This is a genomic window from Lactiplantibacillus sp. ME-2, from assembly GCF_022549155.1.
In the GTDB taxonomy this organism is placed as follows: Bacteria; Bacillota; Bacilli; order Lactobacillales; family Lactobacillaceae; genus Lactiplantibacillus; species Lactiplantibacillus plantarum.
In genome coordinates this window covers 24,384-40,208 of the sequence record NZ_JAKZEQ010000009.1, presented here as the reverse complement: position 1 = coordinate 40,208, position 15,825 = coordinate 24,384, and the positions used below count along the sequence as shown (strand labels likewise).

Here is a 15,825-nt window from a genome sequence, read left to right as displayed (position 1 = left end):
AAAGGAAGCATAAACATGAAGTATACGGTATTGGGTGCGGGAGCCATGGGATTACGTTATGGTGTTTTATTACAAGCAGCTGGCTATCAAGTTGATTTTGTCGATACACTTGGGATCAGCAGGTCCAAACAATTCAACAGCAGGGTGGTGTCTATGTTGCTCGTGATGGTCAAAACCGCCACTTGGTTCCGATTCGAATCAGCACTCCTGAGAATTACCATGGTCAACCGGATGTTCTGATTATTTTCACCAAACAAATGGGGTTGGCAGAGATTTTGTCACGATCAGCACACTTCTTCAATGACCAGCAATACGTGGTTACCGCTATGAATGGTATGGGCCACATTGAAAAAATCAATCAATACTTCAAGCCTGAGAAGGTGTTGGGCGGGACGGCCTTGATTGGGACGGTCTTAAAGCAAGCTGGTGATGTCGACTTTATCGGGGCGGCAAACGCTGGTTCAATGAATATTGCAAATCAAACGGAACAACCTGACGAAATGACCCATCAAATCGTTGCCGAATTTACTAAAGCACACCTGAATCCGACTTTGACGACGAACTTTTTAGGTACCTTATTGGCAAAGGTGATTTTTAATTCCGTTATCAACACGTTGTGCACGATGTTCCAGATTCAAATGGGCGAGTTTATTCAGTCGCCAGTAGCTCAAAAGTTAGGCCGGCAACTGATTGGTGAAGCGTTTGACGTTTGTGAACGGGCCGGGATCACGTTAATGAATACTCGAGAAGAAGAGTGGCAGACGATTGAATACGTTAGTCGAGAGACGAATCCGTTGCACTTTCCGTCAATGTATCAAGATATAACAAAACACCGACCCACTGAAGTTGATTATATCAATGGTTATCTCTATGATTTAGGGGTGCAATACCACTATGAAGCTAAGACCCATGATTTTTATTTTTTGCGGAATCTCGTTCACTTAGCCGAATTTGCTGGGACGTTTGATATTACCAGCCTGAAACCATTGACAGAAGGGAAGCACTAATTTTGAAATTTGAAGAGTCCAAAATTTTGCAGCAATTACCAAAACAGTTTTTTGCGAATCTGGTCAAAAAGGTCAATGCCAAAGCGGCGGCCGGTGCGGATGTGATTAATTTAGGTCAAGGCAATCCTGACCAACCCACCCCTGAGTTTGTTGTTAAAGCAATGCAGACTGCAACTGCCAATCCCGCGGATCACAAGTATTCGTTGTTTCGAGGTTTGCCGCGATTCAAACAAGCCGCGGCTGATTTTTACGAACGCGAGTACGGTGTGAAATTAGACCCGGAGACTGAGATTGCCGTTTTGGGTGGCAGTAAGATTGGGTTGGTCGAGTTACCCTTTGCCTTACTAAATCCGGGCGATACAATGATCTTACCTGACCCCGGTTACCCAGACTATTTATCTGGTATTACGTTGGCACAGGTGAAGTTGGCTTTGCTACGGTTAACAGCGGCCAATCATTTCTTACCGGATTATCAGCAGGTTGATCCACAAGTGGCTGCGGCGGCCAAGCTGTTGTACCTGAATTACCCGAATAATCCCACTGGTGCTGTCGCAACGTCGCAGTTTTTTCAAGACACGGTGGATTTTGCAAATGAACATCAGATTGGTATCGTTCATGACTTTGCTTATGGTGCAATTGGGTTCGATGGTCAGCGACCGGTAAGCTTCCTACAGACACCGGGGGCTAAAGACGTAGGAATTGAGATGTACACGCTATCTAAGTCCTTTAACATGGCAGGCTGGCGCGTCGGTTTTGCCGCTGGTAATGCTGACATGATTGAAGCCTTAAATTTGATTCAGGATCATCTGTTTGTCAGCGTCTTTCCAGCCATTCAGGATGCAGCGATTGCAGCCTTGAACAGTGACCAACAGACGGTCCACGAACTGGTTGGGCTGTATGAACGACGCCGTAATCAGTTCTTTACGGCAGCCCGCAAGATTGGGTGGGAACCCTACCCATCAGGGGGCTCATTTTACGCTTGGATGCCAGTCCCTAAAGGGTATACCAGTGAAGCATTTGCCGATTTATTGCTGGATAAAGCGGCGGTTGCGGTTGCGCCAGGTAACGGTTTTGGCGCGGGTGGCGAAGGCTATGTGCGTGTTGGACTCTTGATTGATGAACCCCGCTTCACGGAAGCTTGTCAGCGAATTGCAAAACTGCACTTATTCGATCGTTAGGATGGCCTCTTAGCATTAATGATGACAGCCAATCACTTACTTAGCATAATTCATGCAACGGGGGCGCAACTCGTTCTTGATTACTCGGAAATATTGAGCTGTAATAACGGTATCAAAATAACGCAACTGGCGTGTGAATGCCAGTTGCGTTATTTTGATTCGAGGTATTGAAATTATTATAAATTACCGGTGCTCTTTAACCGCTTCTCTAACAGGTACGCGTCTATATACCCAAAGGATAATTCAACGACCTGATCGAGTTCGATCATCGTGCCAACATGATTAATTTGATTATCATCATCCACGTTATAGAAGATGAAGTGCCCGTTCATTAACGTTCCCGGATAGCCAGTCATTGCTGGCAACATGGGGTTTTCTGTCGTGATGTGAACGAGGTTATTGAAAGTTGCGGCTTGTCGCAAAATTGAATCAAAAAGATCAGTTGTGGCGTCAAATAACCGTTCGTCGTTTAAGACGGGTTGAACATTTAACTCATACTGGCGATTTAATTCAATAAAGCCACGCATCGTCTGTAAATAGTCGGACTGGGTTGTCACCGATTCAATTAGTGAACGGCGGCAAAGGGTGTAGCCCCCAAATTGGCCCGTCATATCAATCAGATTGAGCAGGACACTGTCAGCGTTCAATGCGTTAATGAAGCCAACAAAGAACATGTCAGACCCGTCCGCTGACCGAATTGCAATCAGTTGGTGCTCATTTAAGGCGTTGTTTAAAGTCTGATCAACGTCGTCAAACTCGCTGACTTTGACGGTCGTTTGATGCGTATGGATGGTCTTGACAAAGGCACTTTCCAATAAGAGCTCGTTGCCGCAAAACTCCAAAATCTGAATAGCAGCCAATGGAATTTCCTGTTGCACATTGTTTTTAAAGTTGAATTTGTCAAAAGTTTTAAAGGTAATCGTTTGATCAGTGACTTGTTGGATCTGACCTTCTAAATAGTTTTCGTTGTCTTCTAGGACTAGTAGCACAACTTGATGATCAGTTTGGGATTGGGTGACTAACTGTGTTAGGACTGGCCGTTGATCGTCTAAAGCTACGGTTGGCTGTGGTACACTGTTTAAACCTTCAGTAGTTGCATTTTCAAGGCGAAAGGCCATGTTATCAAGGTCTTCACTCATCATTTCAACTTCATCAATGACGTCGTAGCGCATGAAGACGGCGCCGTCCTGGAGCCCAGCATCATCGTAAGTATTCACGATAACGCCATCAGGTGCCAGACGGTCGATGTAGCCGGTGTAAACCACTTCGCTATTGGCTTGATATAGGTTGATGAGGTGAACCTGTTGTGCGGCTAATTGTAAACTCTCAATAATTGAACTCATCGTGTCTAACCCCCTTAGTTAATGTTCCCTCATCATAGCACTTTTTGAGGTGAAGACGCCATTATAAGTCATTATTCAGCTGGTTTGGTAAGTGTGTTATGACTAGGTAAGTAAACAGATGCTCACGTGCTATTCAGGTCGATCGTGTCATTAGAAAGGCCTTGTTCTGCAAATTTAAAACCGTTTTCGCTTGCACCCGGACGCGGTCACCGGCATTGAGTGCGGCTGTTTGGTATGTGTGCAACACAACACGGTGCTGGTCATTGCTACGTAAAAAATAGTTTTCCGATGATGCGTTCACAGTTAGTGATCTTAAAGTGCAATTCGATATTCAAATGATGATTGCCAAAATAAACGCATACGTTTTTTTAAAACACAACATATGTAAGAGCTTTCTTTGCTTGCAAAATAGGAGTATCGGTCAATAAGTATCCATTGATAATAGGTAAATATTTAATAAAAAATGTTATTTTCGGTGCTATTAACGAGGTTTATCGTTATAATGTAGTCTGCGGTTTATCTTGACCGTAAATCTGTCATGACCTTTCAAGAGGCGCTTGATCGTGTTGCGACATACATTTAAGGAGTGCACTATGTTTACGATGTTTAAGACGATTGGCGATCAGTTCGCCAATTTCAAGATTATTCGGCGAATGGCGAAGTATGATGATCGGGCTACATACCAAAGCCATTACCTTGGGTTAGCGTGGGAATTTCTAAACCCACTGATTCAAATCGGAATCTATTACTTAGTATTCGGGGTCGCGTTAAAACGTGGCAATCCGATGCCAGGAATCCCGTATTTACCATGGATGGTTGTCGGGATTGCACCATGGTTATACATGAACAAAACGACGCTGGACGCGTCTTCTAGCATTTATCGTCAGGTTGGGTTAGTTTCAAAGATGAAATTTCCAGTCAACGTATTACCGTCAATTAAAATTTATGGTAATCTATATAGTTTTTGGACGATGATTGCTTTTGGGATCTTCCTGATGTTCATTAATGGTATTTGGCCCTCAGTTTCTTGGATTCAATTTATCTACTACTTTGGTTGCATGATCGTATTAATGTATTCACTTGGGATTTTCAATGCCACGGTCAGTGTTTTGATTCGTGACTGGCATATCACGCTTCAATCCGTATTACGGATGCTGTTCTATATGAGTGGGGTGCTATTTAACTTTACAACGTCCAACTTCCCCGCAGTTTTTGTACGCCTACTAGAACTAAATCCGTTCTACTACGTGCTCAACGGAATGCGAGAATCGTTGCTTAATCGTGGTTGGATCTGGCAACAGCCTAATATTACGTTGACAATTGTCTTTTGGCTCTTCAATCTCGTTGTTATTCTGACTGGAACGTATCTCTATAACAAGTTCCGTTCGAACTTTGTGGATTTGATTTAGGAGGCGGAACTGATGGAAAATCAATATAAGGTTGAATTGCATAATGTCACTAAAGAATATGATTTATATCGTAGTAACAACGATAAGTTAAAACACTTTTTTAACATTGGTAATGTTGATGTCCCGCGGTTTTGGTCGCTAAAAGGGGTCAGCTTAAACGTTAAACCAGGTGAAGCGTTGGGGATTATCGGAATCAACGGTTCTGGTAAGTCAACGATTTCGAATATCATTTCGGGAATCATTCCTCAAACGACTGGGACAGTGGATGTGCACGGTGATACGTCCATTATTTCAATCGGAGCCGGCTTAAAGTGGAATTTAACCGGTGATGAAAACATTCGGTTGAAAGGACTCATGCAAGGGTTGAGTATTAAAGAGATCCAAGCGGTTCGTGATGATATTGTTGATTTCGCGGATATTGGTGATTTTATTGGTCAACCAGTTAAGGACTATTCGACCGGGATGCGGTCACGATTGGGATTTGCGATTGCGGTGCATATCAATCCCGACATCATGATTATTGATGAAGCACTCTCGGTTGGTGATGACACCTTCTATCAAAAATGTGTGGATAAGATTATGGAATTCAAGAAGCAAGGGAAGACCATTATCTTTGTCAGCCATAATTTACGGCAAGTGGAATTACTTTGTGACCGGGTCGCTTGGATGCACTTTGGGGATCTTTTAGAAGTCGGCGAGACCAAGGAAACTGTTGATCATTACCGGAAATTTTCTAAGGATTTCAAAGCGCAAACGGCGGCTTATCGTAAGAAGTATCAGGTCGGTAAGAAGAAGGAACAAGCGGACTTTGACATTGTCGCTTATGAACGACAATTAGTCGAAGAAAAGGCTAAGGATAGCGATAAGAGTAAGCAGGCGGTTAGCCGTCAAGTTCATCGGACGCTATACAAGCAAATCTTGCCAGAAAAGATGACGATTGCTACCAAGCTCGTCATGTTAGTGGCAATTGTCCTGTTCGTCTTCTTTGCGTTAGTGAATGTTTCAGGTCACTCGGTTACTTCGGCGATTGAGAATCCGACAGTACTGTTACATCCAGTCAATCATTATATTAAAAGTCAGTCGGTCTTATTCAATAGTAAGTGACGGCGGCTGGTTAGTGGTTGCATTAAGTTAACATACTAATATCGATGGGTGATTGCGATGGCAATCACCCATTTTTTGCGTGAATTCAAGCCGGCTTTGGTTGGAATAAAGTACAATACAACGTCGCGCATTATTCGGACTGGGGGCCGCTGATGCTTTAATTCGAGGGGATAAGCTTGGGCTGACCGTACTACCAATTTGAAAGGAAAATGTCTAAACTTCAATTCACAATTTATGAGTTGGTTTCGGGTTAAATTAAGCTTGATTTTTTGTAATGCTTCAGCAATCTAGTTATATTCGTTATAAGCATTAGATTATTTTCCGCCTGGAATACCATTTGGTGGGTTATCTTAATACTAGAGCATAAAGGGGGTCATATCATGGATACGCCACTATTCTTAAATGTTGTCGCCTATGTGCTATTAATATTGGTATTACAATATATCAAATTCAAATTTCCAGACAGTACCTTTATCCGTTTCTTTCAAAAATACGGGTGGTGGTTAATTGGGCTATGTTTTGTCGCAATATTGGTGATTTTGGCCGGACCGCAATTTCAGAACCCCTTTAATGCGTTAGATGTACTGGCTATTGGGGTCATGTTAGTATTCGGGTACTTCTTTATTAAGGATAAAAAATCGAAACATAAGTGATGATTAAATGAGATAGCACCTCGAACGATGATGTCGTCCTGAGAGGTGCTATTTTTTTGCCTAAAAATCGATTTGAGAAGCACTGATGTTTAGCCGTTTTAATCTAGCATTAAACGTGAACTGGGTTATTCGGTAACGGAGGGGCATAATTAAAAAATCAGTTTGGAACCTTGCAATATATCTAAAAGATATATATACTTAACAGCGCGAAGGATTGGTGAATTTAATGTATGAATTGTTTATTTTAGGACAGTTGATGGATCATCCGATGACGGGCTACCAGTTGCGTAAAGCGCTGGTAAACGTAGTTGGTTCAGAATTAACCATTAGTTTTGGTGCGTTGTACCCGTTGCTAGATAAGTTAGCCGCGGCTGAAGAATTAACACTGGCGTTTAAGCGGACCACTAATAAACGGCCACAAAAGTTAGCCACGATAACAGCGGCTGGTCGCACGCAATTTTGGCAGTTAGTTATGACGCCAGTCGCGCTCAATAAGCAAACGCAGTTAACGTTTCAAATAAAGCTGAATTTTTTACATTTATTAAGTTGTGATCAGCAGCAAGTAATCTTGTTGGATTTTCAGCAATTTGCACAGGGACAGGTCGCACGCTTAACGGCGCAGCACAAACGGGTGATGACGAATACCCACATGCTTGCCGCTGATATTCAAGATGCGTTGATGGTCAATGAGTTACAACGGGTACGAGCCCAAGCACAATTAGACTGGCTTGACCGCCAGTTGCGCAATGGAGGGGAAGTTAAGGGATGAAAACAATGTCGTTTGCGACTGATCCACAAATTCAAAAGCATCGCTGGTGGATATTGGTTGCGGTATGTTTATTTACGTTCATGTCAACGTTAGATGGGAGTATTGTGAACATTGCCTTGCCAGTAATGAGTAAGGATTTAGCGATTCCAATGAATCAGGCAGAATGGGTCGTCTCAATTTATTTGATTGTGATTTGTGCGTTATTGTTATTATTTGGTAAATTAGGTGATATTTACGGTAAGATTCGGGTGTTTAAAATCGGGTCCTTACTATTCATTATTGGCTCGTTATTGTCAGGATTCAGTGTGGGGTTGCCATTTCTACTCATTGCACGCAGTATTCAAGCAGTCGGAGCGGCAATGACGATGAGTACGAACAACGGGATTATTACCGAAGTTTTCCCGTTTAAGGAACGGGGCCGGGCGCTAGGTATGATTGGCTCATTCGTTGCATTGGGGAGTATTGCTGGCCCCGGTATCGGTGGTTTGATCCTAGCTCATTTGAGCTGGGGCTATATTTTCTGGATCAATGTTCCGGTGGGAATCTTGGCGATGATTTTAGGCGCAATGATTTTGCCAAAAGACGTCACGACGACGCAACAACCATTGGATAAGACCGGGGCGGGGTTATTTGCCGTACTCATGGTTGCACTATTTGCAGGTGTGTTTATCGGGCAACAGATTGGGTTCTTGCAGCCGGTTATCTTAGCCTTGTTTGCAGTGGCAATTGTGACGCTGATTATTTTTGTTCGCGTCGAGTTACGTCATGAAAATCCGCTGCTAGCGCTACAATTATTTAAGAATGCCCGTTTTAGCATTAGTATCTTATGTGCGTTATTAATTTTTATTGCGAACTTTTTCTTTAACGTGATTGCCCCGTTTTATTTAGAAAATGCTCGGGGGCTAGCGGCAAACTATGCGGGCTACGCCTTGATGGTATTCCCAATCGTACAAGTGGTGGTCGCCCCGATTGCTGGGACGATTTCTGACAAGATCGGACCAGAATTGTTAACGTTCGTGGGATTGGTCCTGATTTCAATCAGTCAAGTGGGTTACATGGTTGTGGGGCTAGCAACGCCACTTTGGTTCTTCTTATTATTCGTCGGATTAGTTGGATTTGGCAATGGTATCTTCATGGCACCCAATAATTCGATCGTGATGAGTTCAGTGGCGGTCAAAGACTTGGGCGTTGCTGGCGGGATTAACGCGTTGGCACGTGAATTAGGCATGATTGTTGGAATTTCAGTTGCCACGACCGTACTATATTCGGCAATGAGTCAATCAGCGGGGTATAAGGTTACGTCATACCTGCCAGCTCACCCGGAGATCTTTATTGATGGTATGCACATTGCGTTCGTGGTCTCGTTAGGGATTTGTTTAGTTGCGACGGTCATTACTGGCGGGCGGTTACTAAAACATCGACGCACGGCACCTGCCAAGTAAACATTAGCAAATCAAAAAACGTGTTGCGAGAAATCTGAGATGATTTCTTGCGACACGTTTTTATATTCTTGCATCCTTGATGTTGGTGAAAGGGGGTCTGGTTAAATCAGGCTTGTTTTAAAGATCCAGGGCATAAGCTCACTGAAAAAAAACTCGGATTAGCGCCGGTATGACGCCAAACTCGTCGTTTAATTCCCTAGTTAGGCTAATCCTCAGTCTTCTCCCGTCTGATTTATGCCCGCTTGTGATACTGAGCATTGATAGAAATGTGCCATGCGACTGATTTCTCGAACGCACTGAAACCTGTGCATATTACGCCCATGATTCCGATTATCGGAATCGTTGTTGCTTATCTAGCAGTTGCGCTAACTGACCACGAAATTCATCGCTATGGTGTTGAATGTTCGTCAAGTCGTGACTCATTTGAACGGTGTAGTCAGCGACTTCGCCGTGTTCGCCTTGATCGAGTCCGAGTTCTTCCTCTTGTTCGTCAACGCGCATTCTGATGACTCGTTTCAATAGTACGATAATGACGATGCAAACGATGGTAGTAAAGCCAATGGTAAAGATCGTTGCTAATAGCTGTAATCCGAATAATTTAAAGCCGCCACCATAGAAAAGACCGTTTAGAGAAATTGTGTTATTAACGGCTTTGCTAGCGAATAGCCCAGTCATGATACTGCCGACCATGCCGGAAACACCGTGGCATCCAAAGGCATCGAGTGCATCATCGATACCTAAGCGTGGTTTGATGAACGTAATGAAGCCGTAACTAGTTAATGTGGCGATAAGGCCAATCCAAAAGGCACCAGAAATGGTGACGTAGCCACAAGCAGGTGTAATCGCAACGAGACCACAAAGGGTACCGGTGCAGACACCGACTAGGGTTGGTTTGCCTTTGGTTAGCATATCAACGACCATCCACGTCATCATGGAAGTGGCGGTGGCAACGGTCGTGGTTAAGAAGGCTTGGATGGCGATGTCGTTCATGGCAAGCGCCGAACCGGCATTGAAACCGTACCAGCCGATCCATAAAATAGCGGTCCCCAGCAATACCCATAAGATGTTATAGTGCTGGGTCATATCCTTGCCATACTTGTGGCGGGCACCTAAGAATGCTGATAAGACTAAAGCGGTGATACCGGCATTGATGTGGACGACGGTACCACCAGCGAAATCGATGACGCCAAGTTTAGCTAATAAACCGTTATCCCAAACCATATGAACCATTGGATAGTAGATGAGGAGTGACCAGAAGATGATGAAGGTTAATAAGAATTTAAAACGGATACGGCCGACCACCGCGCCAACAAATAGTGCTGGCGTGATAATGGCAAACATCATTTGAAAGATGAGATATAAACCGTTGGGAATCTTTGTCGCGGTAAGCGCGGTCAAGTCCACACCATGCAACCAAGTGGCTTTGAGATTACCGACAAAGCCACCTAAATCACCGGAAAAAGATAGTGAATAACCGAATGCGAGCCATAACAAGATTGCTAAGCCACAAATCATGAAGACGGATAACATGGTGTTAACGACATTCCGTTTGGAAACTAAGCCACCGTAGAAAAATGCTAATCCGGGCGTCATGAATAATACCAATATACTAGATAACACTAAAAACGTTGAATTTGCAGCGTTCATACTTCCAACCCCTATCCATACCATTTGATGTTAGAAATTATAACATTGATTATTGAGCGACGCACTCTTTTTTTGTGTTTAGGTTAAATATTAAACTTACAAACGGGCTTTGGTGTCATTATGGAACTGTTTATGTCAGATTTTGTGACGCGAAACTATTGAAAACATGAGTGGACTCCTTGTAAATTCTTAGCAAAAGCCGGTCAAGGTTGCTTATTGGCAGAAATGTAGGAAGTGACTTCCAAGAGTGGTCGCGATTAGTTCGGTAATGAAAATAATTAGGCAATGGGGGGCAAGTGATTAATTATCTTAAACTAATTAGGGGAATTGGTAACTATAGTGCGTGCTATTGCTTAAGAAAATGATGATATGAAAGGTGAGGCGCTTTCAGCAATTGACCATTACTAACTAGAGCAGTAAGGTTATCACCACATAAATTAAAAGACGATGAGATTATTACATAACGTCTTAATAATTAAAACGGGGGTTTCAGCTTATGCGAAAATATGCGATTATTGGGGTCGGCCACGTTGGGGCGACCATTGCTTATACATTAGTTTGTAAAGGAATTTCGGATGAATTAGTCTTGATTGATACTAATGCGGCTAAAGCTCGCGCAGAGCAATTAGATTTACAAGACGCTCAAGCCCGTTTAGATAGTCGAACGATTATTAAAATCAATGACTATCATGAATTAGACGACACGGATATTTTATTTGTTACTAGCGGCAACATTCACGCGTTAGACCATGCTTCCGGTAACCGATGGGCTGAATTTGAATATACGAAGCAAATCGTTCAAGATATCGCTCCGAAAGTTAAAGCAACCAAATTTAATGGCGTGGTCATCGATACAATGAATCCGTGCGACGCAATTACTCACTATTTCCAACGCGCAACGGGATTATCACGCCAACAGGTCTTTGGGACTGGGACTTTCTTGGATACGGCGCGCATGCAAAAGGTTGTCGCAGAAGCCTTCGACTGTGATCCAAAAAACATTAGCGGGTATGTTTACGGTGAACACGGCGAATCACAATTCAGCGCGTGGTCAACGGTTCAGGTTAATGGTATTCCAATTACATCCTTGGTTGATAAGTATCATTTGGACTTAGATGCACTTGAGGCAGCTGCACGCCATGGTGGCTGGGCGGTTCATTCTGGTAAGGGTTATACCAGTTTTGCCATTGCCACTTGCGCGGTTAAATTAAGTGAAGCAGTCTTTGCAAATGCTCGCTTAGCATGCCCGGTCTCTGCGTATAGTGAGACCTTTGGGACGTATGTTGGTCAGCCAGCAATCATTGGCAAAGATGGGGTCGAGAGTGTGACGACGCTTGCTCTGACTGCTGATGAACAAGCTAAGTTCCGTAATTCAGCGGACACAATTATCGAGAAATTCCACGCCTTTGATGACGTCTTAAGCGATCAATCAGTAAAAAAACGTCAACAAGCCTAAAAAGTGACGGTTGTTAATTGTCTTGTTTGGCAAACTTCTACCAAAATGTTAAAATTTTACTAAGCAGAACGTTGACTGCATTAACTATATGGTGGGATGAATATGCGCCGACAATTAACAAACCGGCAACGGTGGTTCGTGATTGTAATCGCGACGATTCTGGGAGTAGGCTGTGCCTTGCTTGGTCAATGGGGCCAGTTCTTCGGAGTCATCGCAGCAACGTTTGCGCTAATGTTGTTAACCAGTGGCTGTTTGACTTTTTGTCATCGCCGCGGGTGGCAACCTGGAAGCGGCATGTTGCTAGCATTAGTCACGGCTACAGGGTATGTACTAGTTATTTTAGGAAGCTATGGTTATTTACTGCACAGCTAAGCGCAGCACTTTGATACGAGGAATCGACCGTATCAAAGTGCTTTTTGTCTGCAATCATTTTTAGCGTGCTAATTAAGTTATGTTTCAACAATGATTACGGCCATCGGTGCTCATAAAAAAGGTCGCGACTCATCATCGCGGCCTTCCTGGGTGCGGTATTGATTGTAAACATCAAAGTGGGGTCACCGCACCCAAGGTATTAATGGCAGACCTAGTTGGATAGCTTTACCTAAAGCCTGCCAACAGGTAAGCGGTAACGCAGACGCACCGCCGCGCTATCGGCTGCACTAATACCGTTATAGCGATTATCAGCTAACATGACACTGTGGTGATCACGGCTGTGTTCCAAACCAATAGTATGTCCTAACTCGTGTTCAGCCACGTGGACTTGATCCGTATAAGAATAGTGGTAGCGTACAAAATTACGTGTTAACAAGTACACTTGCGCTTTTGTGTAATAACCATTGGTATAACCGGTCGAAAAAGTAATACCAGCTAAGCGATAATACTGCCCACTGGTGGCATTACTGGTCCCCAAAGTAATTTGATGATGAGCAGTGGTTCCCGGCACGAATTTAAAGTGACCAGTCGCATTCCAGGCTTGGATGGCCGCTTGATAGACGTGCCGCTCGTATGATGATGCTTGAATGACGTAGGTCACTTGAGCGTGTGGCCAACGACTCCGTGAATATGGTGTCGCAATCGATTTTGCGTTGGCAATTGGTGTCAGCCCAAGACCAAAAATCACGGTTAATGTGGTTAAACCTAACTTAGCACTGTACTTATTCTTCATTGTTGTAACCCTCTTTCCCCCAAAAACGAAGGTCGCCATCAATAATTGTATTTTAAAACGTTATTGAGATAGGAGCCCCATCCTAGACTCAAATTTGACCTAGAATCGCATGGTTTGATCGCGATTAAAGTTAGTTAAATAGGTTATCGCGTGCTATGATGAGAATATCTTATGATGATGGAAGGAAATTGATATGACGATTAAACAGGCAATTGTTCAACAAGCCTTGACGTTAATAAAACCGCAAATGGTTGTTGGTTTTGGGGGTGGCTCGACGGTTGGTGAACTGGTCAAGGAGGCAGCCAATCATGTGAATGATATTACGGTCGTCACCCCATCACCGACGACCCGCCAACTTGCGACCGTTCTCGGGTATACCGTTGTAGATACTGCATATTGTGACCGCATCGATATTGCTTTTGACGGCTGCGATCAGTTAGATCATCACGGTAACGCGCTCAAAAGTGGCGGTGGAATCCATGCTAATGAGAAGATTATTGCCAGCTTGGCGGATGAATATTGGCTGTTAACGATGCAGGACCGGTTAGTCGATCAATTTGATATCAAGACGCCACTAGTCTTAGAAGTACTGCCAGCGGCCTTATCGTTAGTCATGCGGACGGTGAGTGATCTTGGTGGTCAGGCAACCATTCGAACTGCTAATAATCGGGATGGCTTCACGTTAACCGATAGCGGCAATTTATTGATCGATTGTCATTTTCCAACGTATGCCAAACTTACGGACCTGAATGTTGAATTAGCAACTTTGGCTGGCGTTGTTGAAACGAGCTATTTTGATCATTTGGTGACGAATGCTTGGTTGGGTGATGCGACCACGAATACAGTCAAAGCGCTATTTTAAGTGTCATCAGGGACGACCTTAGTAACCAGTAAACGAATGCTGAAATTCGTTTGACACTTTTTTAAAATAATTCTAAACTGAAGGTGACGTATAAAAGCGCCACCATTCTTTGAATCTAAGTTATTTTAAATATCTAAGGGGATGTCAACATGGCAAAAAAAGTCTATACTGATTATTTTTTTGATGAACCTGCTTACAACACACATGACGGTGGCTATATTCCACTAGTTACACCGAAAGTCGAGCCACAACCGTTAGCGATTCCGCCGTTATTGAAGCCGGACCGCCAGACGGATACGGATGATTACTATACCGTCACGGCGCAAGAAAGCGAAACTCAGTTTTTACCTGGTAAGAAGACTAAAACGTGGGGCTATAATGCGGGCTTCCTAGGCCAAACTATCGTCTTTCGTAATGGTAAGCAGACCCATATTGACTTGGAAAATAAACTCCCAGAATTGACGACTTTCCATTGGCACGGCTTGAATGTCCCAGGGCCCATTACCGATGGTGGCTGCCACGCACCGGTCTATCCCGGTGAAACGAATCACATTGACTTTAAAGTACATCAACCAGCTGCGACTACGTGGTTACATGCTCATCCGTGCCCATCGACTGCGACGCAGGTCTGGAAAGGCCTAGCAACGATGGTGATTATTAAGGATGACGTTGAAGATCAGTTACCGTTACCACGTAATTATGGTGTGGATGATATTCCGTTGGTATTACAAGACCGTGAATTTCACGATGATAACCAATTTGATTACCGGGCGGACTATGATCCAGATGGTGTTCAAGGGCATACGGCGTTAGTTAACGGGACGGTCAACCCATATTTTGATGTGACGACGCAGCGGGTGCGGCTACGAATCTTGGATGGGTCGAACCGGCGCGAATGGCGTCTGCACTTCAATGACGATTTGGAATTTGCACAAGTCGCTTCCGATGGTGGCATTTTGCCGGCACCGGTTTATATGACTAAAGTGATGATGACCTGTGCGGAACGGGACGAAATTGTCGTTGATTTCGGTCAGTATCAGCCGGGCGATGAAGTCACGCTGATGACGGATGATACGCCGCTATGTCGTTTCCGAATCAAGTCGTTCGTACCGGATGACACCAAACTACCAGAACATTTAGTTGATATTCCTGATGAAACCCCAACACCTGACTTACCTGTTCGCACAATCACGATGGATGGGATGGATGATGAAGTCGCGCTGGATGGTAAGAAATTCGATATGAGTCGCATCGACGCTCGGCAGAAAGTTGGGGATGTCGCCATTTGGGAAATCCGCAACACCAACAGTACTGAAAACGGCATGGTTCATCCATTCCACGTTCATGGGACTCAGTTTAGAGTTTTGGCACGGAATGATGGTCCAGTTTATCCTAATGAACATGGGCTGAAGGATACGGTCGGTGTCAACCCTGGTGAAACGGTGCGGATCAAGGTCAAATTTGAGCTGACAGGAGTTTACATGTATCACTGCCATATCATCGAACATGAAGATGGTGGTATGATGGCCCAAATTGAATCATATGATCCCCAACACCCACAAACTTATCATTTAATGGATATGGACACCTTACGGAATGCTTTTGCGAAGGAACAAGGCATCAAGCCCGAAGATGTTGGGATGCCCGGTATGTAAGTGTAGATTAAGCTAATTTAGTGATGAGATGTGAATAAAGCCCGGTTGCAACTAGCAAGTTATCTGCTTGGTCGTAGCCGGGCTTTATCATTTAAAAGCACCTCGGGGTCAAAACGGTGGCGGTTTTGACCCCGG

General features: G+C 44.0%; 13 protein-coding genes and 1 pseudogene. 11 read left to right on the top strand and 3 right to left on the bottom strand.

What is annotated here, in order from left to right; genetic code table 11:
• The first annotated feature begins 15 nt into the window (after positions 1–15).
• Together MMY95_RS04935 and MMY95_RS04930 are read left to right on the top strand one after the other, a co-directional pair.
• Positions 16–1,007: pseudogene (locus MMY95_RS04935) on the top strand (ketopantoate reductase family protein).
• A gap of 2 nt (positions 1,008–1,009) precedes the next feature.
• Entirely contained in the window at positions 1,010–2,185 is a 1,176-nt protein-coding gene (locus tag MMY95_RS04930) for a pyridoxal phosphate-dependent aminotransferase (protein ID WP_087509714.1), read from the top strand.
• A 176-nt stretch (positions 2,186–2,361) separates the two neighbouring features.
• Here the strand turns inward: MMY95_RS04930 and MMY95_RS04925 are convergent, their stop codons facing one another.
• The gene (locus MMY95_RS04925; RefSeq protein WP_087509716.1) at positions 2,362–3,528 is read right to left on the bottom strand and encodes a hypothetical protein; all 1,167 of its coding nucleotides are present in this window, start codon (positions 3,526–3,528) and stop codon (positions 2,362–2,364) included.
• A 593-nt stretch (positions 3,529–4,121) separates the two neighbouring features.
• On the opposite strand from MMY95_RS04925, the gene MMY95_RS04920 reads away from it, so the two are divergent.
• The 5 genes from MMY95_RS04920 to MMY95_RS04900 all read left to right on the top strand — a co-directional run bounded on the left by MMY95_RS04920 (position 4,122) and on the right by MMY95_RS04900 (position 8,905).
• Positions 4,122–4,937: an ABC transporter permease gene (locus MMY95_RS04920; RefSeq protein WP_087509718.1), complete on the top strand. Its 816-nt coding sequence runs from the start codon at positions 4,122–4,124 to the stop codon at positions 4,935–4,937.
• Between the two features lie 12 nt (positions 4,938–4,949).
• Complete coding sequence (locus MMY95_RS04915; protein ID WP_003641921.1) at positions 4,950–6,041, top strand: ABC transporter ATP-binding protein; 1,092 nt, start codon at positions 4,950–4,952, stop codon at positions 6,039–6,041.
• A gap of 380 nt (positions 6,042–6,421) precedes the next feature.
• Positions 6,422–6,694, top strand: a complete 273-nt coding sequence (locus MMY95_RS04910) for a hypothetical protein (protein WP_087509720.1) — start codon at positions 6,422–6,424, stop codon at positions 6,692–6,694.
• A 226-nt stretch (positions 6,695–6,920) separates the two neighbouring features.
• Positions 6,921–7,463 (top strand): helix-turn-helix transcriptional regulator, encoded by a 543-nt coding sequence (locus tag MMY95_RS04905; RefSeq protein WP_011100970.1) that lies wholly within the window; start codon positions 6,921–6,923, stop codon positions 7,461–7,463.
• Positions 7,460–8,905, top strand: a complete 1,446-nt coding sequence (locus MMY95_RS04900; RefSeq protein ID WP_011100971.1) for an MFS transporter — start codon at positions 7,460–7,462, stop codon at positions 8,903–8,905. The genes MMY95_RS04905 and MMY95_RS04900 overlap by 4 nt, the downstream gene beginning before the upstream one ends.
• Positions 8,906–9,235: 330 nt before the next feature.
• On the opposite strand, the gene MMY95_RS04895 is transcribed toward MMY95_RS04900, so the two are convergent.
• Entirely contained in the window at positions 9,236–10,552 is a 1,317-nt protein-coding gene (locus MMY95_RS04895; protein WP_003643760.1) for an ammonium transporter, read from the bottom strand.
• A 496-nt stretch (positions 10,553–11,048) separates the two neighbouring features.
• Between MMY95_RS04895 and MMY95_RS04890 the strand changes: the two genes are divergently transcribed.
• Positions 11,049–12,008, top strand: a complete 960-nt coding sequence (locus tag MMY95_RS04890; RefSeq protein WP_087509724.1) for an L-lactate dehydrogenase — start codon at positions 11,049–11,051, stop codon at positions 12,006–12,008.
• Between the two features lie 102 nt (positions 12,009–12,110).
• Positions 12,111–12,380: a hypothetical protein gene (locus tag MMY95_RS04885; protein ID WP_003641927.1), complete on the top strand. Its 270-nt coding sequence runs from the start codon at positions 12,111–12,113 to the stop codon at positions 12,378–12,380.
• Positions 12,381–12,609: 229 nt separating this feature from the next.
• Here MMY95_RS04885 and MMY95_RS04880 read toward each other — a convergent pair whose 3' ends face one another.
• Positions 12,610–13,173, bottom strand: a complete 564-nt coding sequence (locus MMY95_RS04880; protein ID WP_087509726.1) for a M57 family metalloprotease — start codon at positions 13,171–13,173, stop codon at positions 12,610–12,612.
• A gap of 193 nt (positions 13,174–13,366) precedes the next feature.
• Here MMY95_RS04880 and rpiA point away from each other — a divergent pair, with 193 nt between their 5' ends.
• Both rpiA and MMY95_RS04870 read left to right on the top strand, forming a co-directional pair.
• On the top strand, positions 13,367–14,035 hold the full coding sequence (gene rpiA, locus MMY95_RS04875; RefSeq protein ID WP_057136819.1) for a ribose 5-phosphate isomerase A: 669 nt from the start codon (positions 13,367–13,369) through the stop codon (positions 14,033–14,035).
• Between the two features lie 149 nt (positions 14,036–14,184).
• A complete protein-coding gene (locus MMY95_RS04870; RefSeq protein WP_241277528.1) occupies positions 14,185–15,690 on the top strand; it encodes a multicopper oxidase domain-containing protein in 1,506 nt (501 codons plus the stop codon).
• Positions 15,691–15,825 lie beyond the last annotated feature (135 nt).